At 34.0% G+C, this 14,857-nt stretch carries 15 protein-coding genes; 7 read left to right on the forward strand and 8 right to left on the reverse strand.

Features of this window, described 5'->3' with window-relative positions:
- Positions 1–453 precede the first annotated feature (453 nt).
- From EV142_RS04860 to EV142_RS04875, 4 genes are read left to right on the forward strand one after another with little or no spacing between them, the layout of a single operon-like run.
- Positions 454–1,878 (forward strand): hypothetical protein, encoded by a 1,425-nt coding sequence (locus EV142_RS04860; RefSeq protein WP_132033294.1) that lies wholly within the window; start codon positions 454–456, stop codon positions 1,876–1,878.
- Between the two features lie 17 nt (positions 1,879–1,895).
- Positions 1,896–2,465, forward strand: a complete 570-nt coding sequence (locus EV142_RS04865) for a DUF6705 family protein (RefSeq protein ID WP_132033296.1) — start codon at positions 1,896–1,898, stop codon at positions 2,463–2,465.
- Between the two features lie 23 nt (positions 2,466–2,488).
- Positions 2,489–3,058 carry a DUF6705 family protein gene (locus EV142_RS04870; protein WP_132033298.1) on the forward strand — a complete coding sequence of 190 codons (570 nt, stop codon included), beginning with the start codon at positions 2,489–2,491 and terminating at the stop codon, positions 3,056–3,058.
- A gap of 22 nt (positions 3,059–3,080) precedes the next feature.
- Complete coding sequence (locus tag EV142_RS04875) at positions 3,081–3,650, forward strand: DUF6705 family protein (protein ID WP_132033300.1); 570 nt, start codon at positions 3,081–3,083, stop codon at positions 3,648–3,650.
- Between the two features lie 350 nt (positions 3,651–4,000).
- Here the strand turns inward: EV142_RS04875 and EV142_RS04880 are convergent, their stop codons facing one another.
- Positions 4,001–4,225: a hypothetical protein gene (locus EV142_RS04880; RefSeq protein ID WP_127337246.1), complete on the reverse strand. Its 225-nt coding sequence runs from the start codon at positions 4,223–4,225 to the stop codon at positions 4,001–4,003.
- 877 nt (positions 4,226–5,102) lie between these two features.
- On the opposite strand from EV142_RS04880, the gene EV142_RS04885 reads away from it, so the two are divergent.
- A complete protein-coding gene (locus tag EV142_RS04885; protein ID WP_132033302.1) occupies positions 5,103–6,698 on the forward strand; it encodes a GLUG motif-containing protein in 1,596 nt (531 codons plus the stop codon).
- A gap of 445 nt (positions 6,699–7,143) precedes the next feature.
- On the opposite strand, the gene EV142_RS04890 is transcribed toward EV142_RS04885, so the two are convergent.
- The 3 genes from EV142_RS04890 to EV142_RS04900 form a co-directional block, all read right to left on the reverse strand.
- The gene (locus EV142_RS04890) at positions 7,144–7,572 is read right to left on the reverse strand and encodes a hypothetical protein (protein ID WP_132033304.1); all 429 of its coding nucleotides are present in this window, start codon (positions 7,570–7,572) and stop codon (positions 7,144–7,146) included.
- Positions 7,573–7,812: a hypothetical protein gene (locus tag EV142_RS04895; protein WP_132033306.1), complete on the reverse strand. Its 240-nt coding sequence runs from the start codon at positions 7,810–7,812 to the stop codon at positions 7,573–7,575.
- A gap of 160 nt (positions 7,813–7,972) precedes the next feature.
- On the reverse strand, positions 7,973–9,700 hold the full coding sequence (locus EV142_RS04900; protein ID WP_132033307.1) for a M14 family metallopeptidase: 1,728 nt from the start codon (positions 9,698–9,700) through the stop codon (positions 7,973–7,975).
- Between the two features lie 315 nt (positions 9,701–10,015).
- On the opposite strand from EV142_RS04900, the gene EV142_RS04905 reads away from it, so the two are divergent.
- Both EV142_RS04905 and EV142_RS04910 read left to right on the forward strand, forming a co-directional pair.
- Positions 10,016–11,365 carry a DEAD/DEAH box helicase gene (locus EV142_RS04905; protein ID WP_132033309.1) on the forward strand — a complete coding sequence of 450 codons (1,350 nt, stop codon included), beginning with the start codon at positions 10,016–10,018 and terminating at the stop codon, positions 11,363–11,365.
- A gap of 223 nt (positions 11,366–11,588) precedes the next feature.
- On the forward strand, positions 11,589–12,035 hold the full coding sequence (locus EV142_RS04910; RefSeq protein WP_132033311.1) for a hypothetical protein: 447 nt from the start codon (positions 11,589–11,591) through the stop codon (positions 12,033–12,035).
- Between the two features lie 145 nt (positions 12,036–12,180).
- Here EV142_RS04910 and EV142_RS04915 read toward each other — a convergent pair whose 3' ends face one another.
- From EV142_RS04915 to EV142_RS04930, 4 genes are all read right to left on the reverse strand, one after another.
- Complete coding sequence (locus tag EV142_RS04915) at positions 12,181–12,759, reverse strand: PhnA domain-containing protein (RefSeq protein WP_132033312.1); 579 nt, start codon at positions 12,757–12,759, stop codon at positions 12,181–12,183.
- Between the two features lie 59 nt (positions 12,760–12,818).
- Positions 12,819–13,391 (reverse strand): hypothetical protein, encoded by a 573-nt coding sequence (locus tag EV142_RS04920; RefSeq protein WP_132033314.1) that lies wholly within the window; start codon positions 13,389–13,391, stop codon positions 12,819–12,821.
- A gap of 24 nt (positions 13,392–13,415) precedes the next feature.
- The gene (gene coaD / locus EV142_RS04925) at positions 13,416–13,874 is read right to left on the reverse strand and encodes a pantetheine-phosphate adenylyltransferase (protein WP_132033316.1); all 459 of its coding nucleotides are present in this window, start codon (positions 13,872–13,874) and stop codon (positions 13,416–13,418) included.
- 225 nt (positions 13,875–14,099) lie between these two features.
- Positions 14,100–14,792, reverse strand: coding sequence for a DUF421 domain-containing protein (locus EV142_RS04930; protein WP_132033318.1), 693 nt, complete (start codon positions 14,790–14,792; stop codon positions 14,100–14,102).
- Positions 14,793–14,857 lie beyond the last annotated feature (65 nt).

Here is a 14,857-nt window from a genome sequence, read left to right on the forward strand (position 1 = left end):
CTGAGCGTGCCACCATTTAAAAAAAGGCCTGACAAACTTTACGTTTATGAGGCCTTTTTTTTAATGCTGTCGGGCTATCCGCTCCGCCGTGGCGGACAGCTTCTATCCCTCACGCGGAAGCTGCATTTTGACTAGAAAATTTTGTTTCAGGCTGTAGTTTTTCTTTGCTAGTTCGGCTTTGGGCATTAGTAATTGATAAAAATCTTAAAAAAGCACAGTAGCAAAAAAACGGTCTTACACTTTTTTCATTTAAATCCCACCCGAAATTTGGTTCTGTCACAGACTTTAACTACAGATATCAATTGAAACCCTCCACTTATAAATCGGTTTTCCGGACTACAAAATTATTGTTTTACTTTATAAAAACAACACCTTTTAAGCCTTAGCTGCAGCAGCTTAACAGGGTGTTTTTGTTCAGAAAAAATCAAAATTATAACCTAAAGGAATTATGTGATGAAAGAAAATTTTAAAAGAGCAGTAAGTGTAATTACTGTGCTGTTGATTTCTGTTTTTTTTACAAGATGTCAGCAGGAAGATGAAGTAGTAGTTACGCAGGGCACAACATTGTCTTCCGCCAAACAATGGTTTAAAGAGTACGAGGCAAAAGGAGATAATTATGTTTACCTCCAGAACCTCATTTATGAGTGGCCGGGGGCGATCGTGAAACAAGCTGAAGACGGGACTGAGGTGATTGTAATCCCGATAAAAGAATTAAAAATAGACGATTCAGAAATCTGGCAACAGCGCTTGTACCTGTACAAATTACCCGATGGCAGTTACAAAGCCTCACTGGTTGAAATCTATCCCGACAAAGCTGCCCCACAAGAGGACCAGTCTATGGAGGGCGGGAATTTTAACGGATACATAAGCGTCTGGGATCTAAAGAAAGGTTTTGTAAAAGCAGCTCAATTTAAAGACAATCACGCTGTGGAAGACGGAATTGTAGAAGTCTTGCCCAGAGAAGATAAGACAACTTACAGGGCACCTTCTCTTAATCCTTGTGGTGATGGCTGCAATGATGGTCCTGGTGGCGGTAATCCAACACCAGTGCCTAGAATACTACCAACGGAATTAAGAGAAGTTGTTAAGATTAATTCTTATACCGGACCTAAACCTAAATTGGGAACTCCTGTGGCCTACTATGGACCACGTTCTCCTGTAATTGGAGGAACAACTCCCAGTGGTTATACCTCTCCTCGTGGTGGTAATGGCGGTGGTGGCACGGCTCCCCCTCCTGCGACGGCTGCAAACCCCTGTGATAAAATTAAGACACAGATGGTTAATGCTAACTTTTTGGCAAAACAGGAAGAATTAAGAAAGAAAACGGATCTAAAAAATGAAACAGGATATTCACAAAGCAAAAACGGTCCTTATACACCTCTTGATAATTTGAGTAATGACAGTATGAGCTTGCCCAAAGATCCAAATACCATTGGTTATATGCATACACATATTGATGATTATGATTCTGGAACTGTTGATCCAAATGGTGATCCAACAATAAACTCACCGATTAAAATGTTTTCACCTTCAGATGTGAAATCGTTTATTGCGCTTTTAGATAATGCCCATAGAAATAATATTGCTTTAGATAATGTGTATGGAACGATGATTTCAAGTGAAGGAGATTATACTTTAAGATTTGAAGGAGTTTATAGTGATCTTAATATGGGATTGAATTTTGACGCAAATATGAATAAAAAATACAAGGAAGTTATGGAGGATTATAAGAGTTCAAGGGAAGTTGGGTTTTTAAAATTCGTAAAGGAACAAATTGGTATTAACGGTATTTCCTTATTCAAAATAAACAAAAATGGGACTAGTGCTAAAAAAACATTGAATAACAATGATAAAATAGCAACAAAACCATGTTCTTAATATTTAAAACAAACATTATGAAAAAGATAATTATTATAGGTATGACAATAGCAAGTATTTCAGCATGTAAAGCCCAGTCAATACTTCCAATCGAAAAAGAGATAGAGTATGTGCGTGCAAAAACGGACTTTCCAGAAAGTGTAACCTATTTAAAGGATGTAAATGGAATTCGGGATAAATATGTCGGAACCTGGAAAGGATCTTATGGCGGCAAAAATTACGAACTGATATTTTCTAAAATTACATATAAACCAGTTCGATATACTAAAGACAGATTACTAATGCGTTACTTAATAAAAGATGCAAGTGGCAGAGTTTTAGAGGATACCAGAACAGAACCGGATGATAGTGGTTATGTGGTTACAAGCTATTATTATGATAAAACATTTTTTGTTTTACTGTATGGAGGGCGTCAATTTGATTGCGGGCAAAGTGGTGAACTTTATGTTATGTTAACTAAAGATTCGGATTCTATAATGGAACTAGTTTTAATACCAAAAAGAGATATTATGCTTGAAAAGGATTGTCCCAATGGGGTTGCAGCGCAATTATTTCCTGAGGTTAAAATGAGATTAACAAAACAATAATGTTTTTCTAAATTGGAAATAATATGAAAAAGATAATTATTATAGGTATCACAATAGCATGTATTTCAGCATGCAAAGCCCAATCAATTGTTCCAATCGAAAAAAAGATAGATTACATAAATGCGGGTATTGGTATTCCTGAGAGTGTAACGTATTTTAAGGATGTAAATGGTATTCGGGATAAATATGTCGGAACCTGGAAAGGAACGTGTGAGGGAAAAAATTACGAATTAATATTTTCTAAAATAACAGACAAACCTTCTCGAATAACTCAAGACAGATTAGTAATGCGTTATTTAATAAAAGATGCAAATGGCAGAATTTTAGAAGATACAAGAGCAGAAACAGATAAGAGTGGTTACGTTGTTAAAAGTTATTATTATGATAAAACATTTTTTGTTTTATCATATGGAGGGCGTCAATTTGATTGCGGACAAAGAGGGGAACTTTATGTTATGATAACTAAAAATTCTAATTCTGTAATGGAATTGTTTTTAATGCCCCAACGCGATATCATACTTGAAAAGGATTGTCCCAATGGGGCTGCAGCACAATTATTTCCAGAGGTTAAAATGAGATTAACTAGGCAGTAATGTTTTTCAAATTGTAAATAATATGAAAAAGATAATTATTATAGGTATGACAATAGCAAGTATTTCAGCATGTAAAGCCCAGTCAATACTTCCAATCGAAAAAGAGATAGAGTATGTGCGTGCAAAAAAGGACTTTCCAGAAAGTGTAACCTATTTAAAGGATGTAAATGGAATTCGGGATAAATATGTCGGAACCTGGAAAGGATTTTATGGCGGCAAAAATTACGAATTAATATTTTCTAAAATTACAGATAAACCAGTTCGATATACTAAAGACAGATTACTAATGCGTTACTTAATAAAAGATGTAAATGGCAGAATTTTAGAAGATACGAGAAAGGAACCGAATAATAGTGGATATGTGGTAAAAAGTCTTTATTATGATAAAACATTTTTTGTTTTATTGTATGGAGGACGTCAATTTGATTGCGGACAAGAAGGAAAACTTTATGTTATGCTAACTAAAAATTCGGATTCTATAATGGAACTAGTTTTAATACCAAAAAGAGATATTATGCTTGAAAAGGATTGTCCCAATGGGGCTGCAGCACAATTATTTCCAGAGGTTAAAATGAGATTAACTAGGCAGTAATTTTTTGGATGAATATTATACAAGACTATGAAATATTTTATTTACTTCTTTTTTATTTTAGGTATTGGGATGCTAATTTATGGTTACATTTATCCAAGTGAATATTGTTTAGATATTAATATTCATGATACATATTATGTCTTTACCTATTTGCCTGTGGCAACAATTGTACTGTTATTTTCTTTAATACTTTATATTGTTTTTCTGATCTATAAAAAGATCAAATAATTTTAGTGATTTAACAATTCGCTGCTTGTGTGAGCGTTTTACTCGTAAATGCAATAACTTTAAATAAATAAACCCCGATCTTTTTAAAATCGGGGTTTTCATTTAAATAATATCAGTTAAATTTATTCGGCCTCCAGATAAGGATTTAGAATTTCGGCTAATTCATTGAGCCAATAAAAGTTGGATTCTATTCCGTTTGGTGGGGTTTCCTGTTCCCGCATTACGCCTAAAGCCAGTGTATAATTTACCTGCCTGATTACTTTAGCCATATCTTCCGGGGCTATCGCGTGATTAAAAAAATCAATTAGCCTTTTTTCGGCTTCTTTTGAAAAAGTGTTTGTACTCATAAACTACATTTTTAGTGAATATTAAACCCGCGAGAATAATGCATTCCTATTGTTTCCAATAACGCAACCTTATCTCAAGAGCAAATTATATTTAATTCTAATGTCGTAGTTTAGAATTACAAAACTAAGAAAAAACTTTCAATTTTAAAAGATATTATTTTTATTTTTTTAGGTGATGTTGCAAAAACGGCTTTGCTAAAAATGATTTACAAAATAACTTTCCATAAAAGTTTGTAATAAATAAATGATTTCCCCTCTTCAAAATGATTCAAAACGGAAAATTTTAGAAGTGATACGCGCCAAATATCATGACTCTTTTTTTTGATTCTCGTTGTGTATAAAAGTTGTGACATTTTTTTTAAAATTATTTTTTGTCACAAAATCCGTGACAAATTTTTTTGTTTGTTTGTTTTTGTCACAAAAAAAACGTGACAAAATTTTTATTCATTTTTATTTTGTCACAACTTATAGTGTAATGCCTGAGGCAAGTTCTATCATTTGAAATTTGCTGATATTTAATTGGGAATTTTTTATAATCAATCCTCCTTTAAGTTTAGTAATTAAATGCTATCCTAAAGATTATTATTCTTTGCGTTTGGTTAACAGGAAAGAAGAAAATTCTTATTGTTTAAAATAAAAGACATTACACAAATTATTTACGGCAAAATTCTCTTACTAAGCTTGTGTTAAAGAAATTTAATGATATTTTTGGTAAGAATAATTTTCAAAAAAAAGAACAAATTAACAAACCTAAAAACTAATTTCTCTATGAGTTAACTCTACTTTAATGTAAAAATAATTTTTACGAAAATTTAAAAAATCAGAGATAGCTGAACCAAAACAGCTATCATTTCCAAAATTTTATCCTAATCAAAAAATGTCAAAAAAAACAAAATCTACAATTATACCCTTTTTTAAATATGCAACGATTCTTGCTTTATTTATTGTAGTGGGGTATTCCTGCTCAAGTGATGAACCTGGTAAAACAGAAGAACCAACGATACCAGCAAGCACTACAAAGGCGATTACGTCTTTCTCTTTTTCAAATACGGCTATAAAAGCTACTATTGACGAAACAGCACACACTATAGCCATTACGTATCCTTCGGGAGTAAACGTAACTAATTTAGTGGCTATTTTTGCTACTACAGGCGCGAAAGTTACAATTGGGACTGTTGCTCAGGTAAGTGGTACAACGCCAAATGATTTTAGCAAAACTTTAGTCTATACCGTTACGGCACAAGACGGAAGCAAGCAGGATTATACAATCACTCCTCCTAACTCGGCAGCTGTACTGGGTTTTACTTTCGAAGGTTCAAATTCTGAAATCTATTGGGAACTTCCTGCGCTTAAAGAGGGTGTTAATACCTTTTACAATGCTCCGGCTAATCTTGACTTTATTACAGGAATTCCAATTTTGCCTCCGGGAGCAGAACTTACAGCAGCAGGAGATAATGAAGCCAGTAACTACAATTCGACAGGATTTACATTTACGATAACGGCTGCTGATGGAAAGACTAAAAAGACCTATACGATAAAAATACCGGTTTACAACAAGACTACAAATCCTTATGGTATCTATACCCCGGCACAACTTTGGACACCAAATTTATATCTTAATGACAACTTTAAGCTGATTAATGATATCACGATGCCTGCTGTAGATGGTACTGAATATCCGATTGGTGAAGGTTATGCAACAATGGGTTTTAGCCCTATTGGAGATTTTGAAACTTTTAACGGAACGATAGACGGAGATAATCACGTAGTAAAAAATCTAACCATCAAGCGAGGTAGTACCGATGATGTTGCATTTGTTTCTACTTTAGGATCTAAAGGTGTGGTGAAAAATCTGGGACTTGTCTCCGTAAAAATTGAGGGAGGCGGTACCGTAGGTGCTCTGGTTGCTAATAATGTGGGCGGTACGATATCCCGTTGTTATGCCAGCGGAACGGTTAGTTCTACAGGAATCCAGGCGAACACGCAAGTAGGAGGTCTGGTTGGAATTAATAATGATGCTAACGGTATAGGCGGTAAACTTTTAAATAGTTACAGTACGGTAAACGTTTCTGCAGCAGGGCCAAGTGCTTCTGTAGTTGGCGGATTAATAGGGTACAACTACCTTTGCGATGTACAAAACTGCTATGCTACAGGTTCAGTATCCGGTACTTATAAATACGGAGGAGCTCTTATCGGGAAGAATGCCTGCGAGATTATGAATTGTTATGCTACAGGAAATATAAAAATTGGCGGTGGATTGGTTGGTTTCAATTTTAACTGGAGTTCGGCTCCAAATTGTTTCTGGGATACCCAATCTACAGGACAAACCGCTTCAGATGATGGAGGTGAGGCAGTTGGAAAAAAGACAGTTGATATGAAAACAGGAACTCCTTACACGAGTACCTGGACGTCTGCCAACTGGAAATTTACAGCTGGACAATATCCTACTTTAGTGGGACTTGGTGGTCAATAAACTGCCATTTCTTTTAGATTATAAATTAAAAACCCCGAAATTCATTTGAATTTCGGGGTTTTTGCTTTTTTTGGGTATAATTTCTTTTCGGTTTTATAATTAATTCAAAATCAACTTTATGTATGCATATCCAATTAAAGCAGCTGAAAAAATAATATCGATATTCCGAATTATTTTTGATTTTGATGAATATAATAAGATTAAGCTAATAAAGGGCCTGATAAAAAGTTGTGACAAAAAAGTCATACATAATAAAAAAGGACCAAAATTTAAGTGGGTTAAGTCGTTGTTTATTATTTTTCTAAAAGAAGTTGTAAGACCACAAGTCTTGCATTTAATTCCCAGTTCGGCGTAAGGACATTTAATAATTGTAAAGCCTGTTTTTAAATAGAGGACTAAAATTAGTATTGCAACAAATATCAAAAAATTAAATAAATGATATTCTTTATTGACTAATGGAATCACTCTTGATTTTTTCAATTGAATCATTCTCTATTTCTTTTTCAATTTTTTCCTTAACATGTTTCAAAGCCTTTTTTTCTATCGTATCTAAAACTTGACCTTCTATATTGTTAAGCGAGTTTTCAATTTCTGCTTTTGCATCAAACACTGTTTTATACTTATAATATTGGAATATCCCTATTGATATTGCTATCATGCCAACAATTAAACCTGCGGTTGAAACTCCGGTATTTTGATTTTTTTGCTTTAACCCTAAAAAGGAGACTCCGCAAAAAACAATAGACATAATACTTGGCCCGATTGCATAAAATCCGATACACGGAACAATGGAAAAAAGAAAAGAAAAAATAGCAAAAATAAGACCGATTACAGCAAATATTTTTGGATTTCCTGATGAAAATTGTGAATTCATTTATTTATGGTTTTGGCGATTATTAATTAAATATAAGAGGAGTTTTAATACCTCATTTTTAAATACTACAATGATTAAAATTATAAGCAGCAGGCCAACAAAACCATTAATTATATTATTTTGAAGTACCTTTTGAAAAGGCTTCTTTCCAAAGAACAGAAGCCAGTGAACCATGGCACCTAAATAACCTAATGCCTCAATAATTGCACCTGCAATGGTATCACCAGTTTGGTTATTCATAATTTTCGGTTATTTTGTTTATATGATCAAATATATTTAATTTTATCTTTGTCAGAGTTCAAAATTTTGGCATAGATCTTCACGTAAGCTTTGCGTCCTCCCGCGTTTTTCAGCCCAATCAAAAGCAAAAAAAATTAGCGAACTTTGCGGTTAAGAAAAACTATAAAACACGATAAATCGGATACTGCAAATGCGCCTTTTCATAATAAGCAGAATGTTTGTAAATCCATTCTAATTGGGCTTCAGGATTTTTGGCAAACGTGGCGTCAGATTCTTTTTTAGCTTCGAGTTCAGCTTTCAAAGTTGGATTCTCTTTTAAAAGTTTTGCAGCGGTATCTTCAAAAACATACTCCGAATAATGTTCTTTTTGCTGTAAAATAGGATCGAAGAAATTCCAGTTAAAGAAAGAATCAACCCCTTCCGGCTCGAAAGCTTCCAGTAGATATTTTACCCCTTTTTGATTTGTCGGAACGAAGTAATCGCCTTTCACAAAAGCAACTTTTACAACCTTAGAAGTAACGGTTGTATTTCGGTGCAAATAATGCCCTTCATAAGCTGACGGAACTGTTTTGAAATCTGCAATTTTATAGCTTTCAACTTCTATTATCGTATCCTTTTTTAAGGTAGAATACGTTATGGCATTGTTTTTCAAAAGGTCAATAATATTCCAATATCCACGCGGAATAATATAAGCAGTCGGAATCACAACTTCCTTAACCGATTTGAATTCTTTGATGTAGGGAACGTCTTTTTTATAAGGCTTGCTGCGGTCATAGAACAAACGATTTCCGGTTGTCGCTTCACTTTTTTTGTAACCCGCTTCATACCCCAGAAATGAAAAAGTAGTTGTTTTGGTACTGTCCATTTCCCACTTTAAAGTATAGGTTTTTTTAGGTTTGTATTGCTCTTCGTTTTTTAATCGAAGTTCTTTGATTTTTAGATAATTGCCATCCATAAAATCAATTGTCGATTTCATGTATTCGTACGTTACTTTGACACGGTCGGCATATTTTTTAAGCATGTGCGTTTCAACGACAAATCCAATGGTATGATATAGCGAAGTATAACCGGTAGTATATCTCGGACTATCTGTAAACTGACCAAAACCTTTATCGGGCGTATCTTTAAACGAATCTACATAAGGTGTCGTTTCTATTTTTTTATTTTGCAGGTCTTTTACCAAAGCAGGCATCATTTCGGTATTCATAAAATCACCCAAAACAGTTCCCAATTGGTTGTGTTGTGTCATGATATACGTTAATTTGTACTGATAATCAGATCCGTTACTCACATGATTGTCTATAAAAACATCTGCATTTGTTTTCTGGAAAATCTCTACAAAACTCTTGGTGTTACGGGTATCCGATTTCATAAAATCACGATTCAGGTCATAGTTTCTGGCGTTACCGCGAAAGCCATAAATTTCGGGACCATCCTGATTGGCTCTTGTAGTAGAATTTCTGTTTAAAGCACCTCCAATATTATAAACCGGAATGGTTACGATAACCGTATTTTTTGGAGCCTTGATTTTTCCTAAAGCCAAATCCCGGAACAATTGCATGGTAGCGTCAATCCCGTCCGGTTCGCCCGCATGTATTCCGTTATTAATTAATAAAACGGCTTTATTTTTCTGAATTTTATTAAAATCAAATTCTTTCTCCGGATTAAAGATAATCATATGTAAAGGATATCCGGAATCGGTCAGACCCATTTCCTGCATCTGAATTGTCGGGAAATCATGAGATAAAAGGCTGTAATAGTTGATGGTTTCGGGGTAGTCTGCCGCCTGATTTCCATTTCCTTTTTCGAAAAAGGTATCGTATTTTTTGGTATTCTGTGCGAAAAGAGTAAGTGTAAAAAGTGAAATGACAATGGTAAAAAGTCTCATGATTTGGGTTTTAATAGAAAAGTCAAATATAAAGTTTTATTTGTTTCAGGTTTCAAGTTTTAAGTTGAAATGAGGGTAGAGCAATTTTGGTATTTTATCATAAAGAATAGTAATTTATTTCACGCCAAGTCACCATGTCGCCAGGAAAATAAACTTTGTGGCTTTGCGACTTGGCGTGATTAAATAAAAAAAGCTTTGCGAACTTTGTATATAGATAGCCAATCCAAATAAAATTCTTAGCGTTCTTAGCGGTTAAAATTTTATTCCTATTTCAACCTGAAACCTGAAACCACTTTTTTTGATTACTTTTGCAAAATGAATAAAAAACACCATTCCAACAATATACTTTCGAATTTAGGTATTGAGAGCCTGAACGAAATGCAGGAAGTTGCACAGGATGCAATTCTTAACGACAATAATGTTTTATTACTTTCTCCGACAGGATCAGGGAAAACCCTGGCTTTTTTATTGCCGGTTCTGGAATTATTGCAGCCTGAAATTCTGTCCGTTCAATGTTTAATTTTAGTTCCTTCGCGTGAATTGGGATTACAAATCGAACAGGTTTGGAAAAAAATGGGAACAGATTATAAAGTAAATATTTGTTACGGTGGACACTCAATAGAAACGGAAATTAAAAATTTAAGCAATCCACCGGCAGTTTTAATTGGAACGCCGGGAAGAATTGCAGATCATATTGACAGAGGAACTTTTCGCCTGGATAAAATTCAGACTTTAATTCTGGATGAATTTGACAAATCCCTGCAGTTGGGTTTTCATGAACAAATGTCTTTTATCATTGGTAAATTAACGAAACTAAACAAACGAGTTCTGGTTTCGGCTACTTCAGATGTTGAGATTCCGAGATATACCAGAGTTGTAAATCCTACTATTTTAGATTTTATTCCTGAGGAAGAAGAAAAGACCAATCTTTCGATGAAAATGGTGGTTTCTCCTTCAAAAGATAAACTGGAAAGTTTATTCAATTTAATCTGTTCGTTTAAATCACAATCGGCTATTATTTTCTGTAACCATCGTGATGCCGCTGAGCGTATTAGTGATACCCTGAACGAAAAGGGAATTTACTCGGTTTATTATCACGGCGGAATGGATCAGGACGAGCGTGAACGCGCTTTGATTCAGTTCAGAAACGGAAGTGTGAGTTACTTAATCACAACAGATCTGGCTGCCCGTGGTCTGGATATCCCGGAAATGAAGCATGTAATTCATTATCATTTACCTTTAAAAGAAGACGAATTTACACACCGTAACGGTCGTACGGCACGTATGCTGGCCTCCGGAACGGCTTATATACTGATTCACGAAAGTGAAAAAAAACTGGATTATATTGACTACGGAATGGAGGTTCTGAATGTAGAAAGTACAACGACATTACCAAAACCACCCGAATTTCAAACGATCTACATTAGTGGCGGAAAGAAAACAAAATTGAATAAAATTGATATTGTAGGTTTCTTTTCCCAAAAAGGAAAACTGGAAAAAGGAGATTTAGGTTTGATTGAAGTAAAAGATTTTATTTCGTTTGCAGCAGTGAAATATAATAAAGTAACAGATTTGCTTAAAAATATCAGGGATGAGAAAATGAAAGGCAAAAAATTTAAAATTGAAGTGGCCAGAAAAGTCGTTAAAAAGGAAGAGGAGAGGTAAATGCAATGAATTTTGACAAGTTTTTACGAAAATTCGCAAAGTTCTGAGTCGTTTTTTTTTGATTTATTTTACTGATTATTAAAAGGTTACGTTTGTTTTGTTTTACTGTTGTGTAATTTTAACTAATATTCACAATTTAATGTTAATAAAATAGCAGTTTTAGAGGTAATTTTTCATAATTTCGGCGTTTATAATATTAGTAAAAATTAACCCCAAATTCGTTATGAAAAAAATTATTACCCTTGCCATTTTGCTCTTTAGTTTTGTTTCGTTTGCACAAATTAAAGTTCTTGAAACTGTACCAGTTGAAAAATTGGGAAAAGTAAATAACAATTATATTCAAAAAATTGGAGATGAATATACTGTTTATTATACTAGTATCCAGAACGATGATGAATCTTCAAGTTTAAGAAAGTTTTCGTTTAAAAACGTAAATAATGATTACACAAGTCTTTACAATATCATTATGGGAGGTTTTACTGCAAACCCTTTGTATGATATTAAATTAGAATTGCCTAATAACTACATCTGGTTGCACTACACAGGAAGCGTTATTCCTGAGAAAGCTACAGTTCAGTTCATGGTTTCTTCAAAAGAAGCTTCTTCTGCAACAAGCAGTGTTTCTGAGCCATTCGTAAAAGATCAGATCAGTAAATTATTCCAGAAATAATTTTAGTTCAAGTATAAAACTAAAAAAAGGCTATTCATATTTTGAATAGCCTTTTTTAGTTTCAGGTTTAAAGTTTTTTTAGTTTCAGGTTATAAAAATAAAATCTTTGCAACTTTGTTCCTTTGAGCCTTTATACCTTTAAAAATTATATCTTCTTCACGTATTGCGTTATAATTACAATTTGTTGTCCGTCTACTTTTCCTTCTATGTATTCGGCATTTTCATGGTCTAAACGAATGTTGCGAACGGCAGTTCCCTGTTTGGCCACCATGCTTGATCCTTTTACTTTCAGGTCTTTGATTAAAACAACAGAATCTCCGTGTTCCAAAATTACGCCATTGCTATCGCGGTGTGTAATTTTGTTTTCATCTTCTTCACCTTCACCTGTTGCTTGTGCCCATGCCAGCGTATCTTCGTCTAAGTACAGCATATCCAGTAATTCCTGTGGCCATCCGGCAGCACGCATTCGGCTTAACATTCTCCAGGCTACGACTTGTACAGCTGCGTTTTCATTCCACATGCTGTCATTAAGACATCTCCAGTGATTTAAATCAACATTATCCGGGTTTTCAATTTGGTCAATACAGGTAGTACACGCTAAAATACTTTCGTCAAGACCTCCTTTTTGGGTAGGTAATACCTGATATGCTTTTAGGTTTTCTTCAGCTCCACAAAGTTCGCATTTAGATCCGCTGCGTTTGTTTAATTCTCTTTCGATACTCATTATTTGGTTTTTATTTTAAAATGCGAAATTATTTATAATTTACCTTGCTGACAAATTTTTTAAAAGCAGTTGCTTTCATAATCTTTAATGAACTCTACAAGTATTTTTTCATCCTTAATTTTGATTTCATCATTATTAATCTTTTCATAGGAAACTTTACAATCTTCAATCGCTGGTAACATAGCATTTTTGGTAATTAGTCTGCTTAGCCCCATTGCTTGCATGTTAAAATAATGTGTATCGTTAGGCTTTTTTATGACATATACTCTAATAATGTTATTGTAAGATATTTTATTTAATACCTTATAAAGTTTTATTTTGTTTGAATACAGAATTTGTGCAAAAGATAATTCATCAACACTTTCAAAAGAGGCTACTTCTTTTTCTAATCTAATCTTAAAACTTTTCAAATCTTTTGGTAAATAAGTTGAAGTAACTCCGTTTTGTATAACTGAAATTTTATCCTGGAGATACATTAGTTTGTTAACGTTAAAAGAAGACGCATCAAGTTTTATTTCAACACTTAGGGTATCGTTTTTTATTGTTACTATTTGCCCAAAATATTTTTGTGCGAAAGAAATATTACAAAAGACTAATAAAAGAAAGCTTAGAATTATTTTAGTTATTCTCATTACTTATAAATTTAAATTGTATAATTACTTCTTCACCCTGACAGCATCAGGAACCAGCATTTCATATTCACCGCCATTTCGAAGGACGTCACGGACAATACTTGAACTGATATAAGAAGTTTTTGCAGCAGTTAACAAGAATACCGTTTCTATTTTAGAAAGGCGTCTGTTGGTGTGTGCAATGGCTTTTTCGAATTCGAAATCGGCAGGGTTACGTAAACCTCTTAAGATGAAATGGGCTTTTAATTTATGGCACAAATCGATAGTAAGGCCTTCGTACGTGATCACGGTTACTTTGGGTTCATCTTTGAAAGTTTCTTCGATAAATCGTTTTCTTTCTTCCAGTGAAAACATGTATTTTTTTTCGGCATTGACACCAATAGCAATCACAATTTCGTCGAATAGGGAAATTCCTCTTTTGATAATATCTTCGTGGCCCAGTGTAATCGGATCAAACGATCCCGGGAATATGGCTTTTCTCATTTTTTTTAAGGTTCAGAGGTTCAAAGTTACAAAGGTTCAGAGTATTTTAATTAAAGGTGCTGAAGCTTTGTTGATTTTTATTTTAAGGTACAGAGAATCAAAGTTACAAAGGTTCAAAGTTTTTTAAGTAACCATGCTAGCGCTTTATTTTTTTTATTGGAATTTGGAATTTGGAATTTGAAATTTGGAATTTTTTCCAGATAGCTTCGGGATTGGAATTTGATATTACGTTATTCTAAGTGTTTTGATGGCCGGTACCCATTCGTCATTTTTGCAAACTTCACATTTTGCGGTGCCTGGTTTTTGTTGTTCGGTATGGCCGCAAAAAGTACAGGCCTGAATACCTTCATTTTCAATGATTTTACTTTTTTTATTGAATTGGGCCGGTAAAATGGGAAGACCGTATTTCACTTCTTTATCGTCATAAAAAAATACGCTTACCTCACCGCTGGTTTCTATAAAGGCATGTTTTACCTGTCCGAGGTGTTCAATGGATCTGATTCGAAGTTCCGAGAAAAATTCATCCTGTGCTAGGCTTTCTTTTTTGAAAGTAGCGACAGAAAACTTGCCGTCATTGATTAAACATTCGGTTTTGCCTTCAATGAATTCTTCGAATTTCTTGCTTTTTCCGGTAAGCCAGGTTACAGAACGATATAAAATGATAATCACAGTAAAAACTATGGCAGCGGGAACAATTCCAACATCTTCATAAAACATGGGATCTCCGGCTGCGGAACCTAATGCTATAATGATTACGGTTTCGAAAATAGATAGTTGTTTTACGCCCCGTTTTCCGGCCAGTTTTAGAGTCAAAAGTAAAATGACAAACATCACTGTAGAACGAAATATAACTTCTAAAATGAAATTGGCTGGCAAGTCGTTGAATAATAATCTATTCCATTCGAATATTTCTTTCATTTTTTTTTCTTTGAGGTTCTAAGGTTTTTCTTTGAGGTTCTAAGGTTCTGAGTTGCTAAGGTACT

The sequence above is a fragment of the Flavobacterium circumlabens genome (assembly GCF_004345565.1).
In the GTDB taxonomy this organism is placed as follows: Bacteria; Bacteroidota; Bacteroidia; order Flavobacteriales; family Flavobacteriaceae; genus Flavobacterium; species Flavobacterium circumlabens.

What these genes read in the sequence shown, in the direction of transcription:
- EV142_RS04900 (WP_132033307.1), bottom strand. Translation starts at nt 9,700, where the DNA reads ATGAGACTTTTTACCATTGTCATTTCACTTTTTACACTTACTCTTTTC.
- EV142_RS04890 (WP_132033304.1), bottom strand. Translation starts at nt 7,572, where the DNA reads ATGAATTCACAATTTTCATCAGGAAATCCAAAAATATTTGCTGTAATC.
- EV142_RS04910 (WP_132033311.1), top strand. Translation starts at nt 11,589, where the DNA reads ATGAAAAAAATTATTACCCTTGCCATTTTGCTCTTTAGTTTTGTTTCG.
- EV142_RS04860 (WP_132033294.1), top strand. Translation starts at nt 454, where the DNA reads ATGAAAGAAAATTTTAAAAGAGCAGTAAGTGTAATTACTGTGCTGTTG.
- EV142_RS04880 (WP_127337246.1), bottom strand. Translation starts at nt 4,225, where the DNA reads ATGAGTACAAACACTTTTTCAAAAGAAGCCGAAAAAAGGCTAATTGAT.
- coaD (WP_132033316.1), bottom strand. Translation starts at nt 13,874, where the DNA reads ATGAGAAAAGCCATATTCCCGGGATCGTTTGATCCGATTACACTGGGC.
- EV142_RS04920 (WP_132033314.1), bottom strand. Translation starts at nt 13,391, where the DNA reads ATGAGAATAACTAAAATAATTCTAAGCTTTCTTTTATTAGTCTTTTGT.
- EV142_RS04895 (WP_132033306.1), bottom strand. Translation starts at nt 7,812, where the DNA reads ATGAATAACCAAACTGGTGATACCATTGCAGGTGCAATTATTGAGGCA.
- EV142_RS04885 (WP_132033302.1), top strand. Translation starts at nt 5,103, where the DNA reads ATGTCAAAAAAAACAAAATCTACAATTATACCCTTTTTTAAATATGCA.
- EV142_RS04915 (WP_132033312.1), bottom strand. Translation starts at nt 12,759, where the DNA reads ATGAGTATCGAAAGAGAATTAAACAAACGCAGCGGATCTAAATGCGAA.
- EV142_RS04930 (WP_132033318.1), bottom strand. Translation starts at nt 14,792, where the DNA reads ATGAAAGAAATATTCGAATGGAATAGATTATTATTCAACGACTTGCCA.
- EV142_RS04875 (WP_132033300.1), top strand. Translation starts at nt 3,081, where the DNA reads ATGAAAAAGATAATTATTATAGGTATGACAATAGCAAGTATTTCAGCA.
- EV142_RS04905 (WP_132033309.1), top strand. Translation starts at nt 10,016, where the DNA reads ATGAATAAAAAACACCATTCCAACAATATACTTTCGAATTTAGGTATT.
- EV142_RS04865 (WP_132033296.1), top strand. Translation starts at nt 1,896, where the DNA reads ATGAAAAAGATAATTATTATAGGTATGACAATAGCAAGTATTTCAGCA.
- EV142_RS04870 (WP_132033298.1), top strand. Translation starts at nt 2,489, where the DNA reads ATGAAAAAGATAATTATTATAGGTATCACAATAGCATGTATTTCAGCA.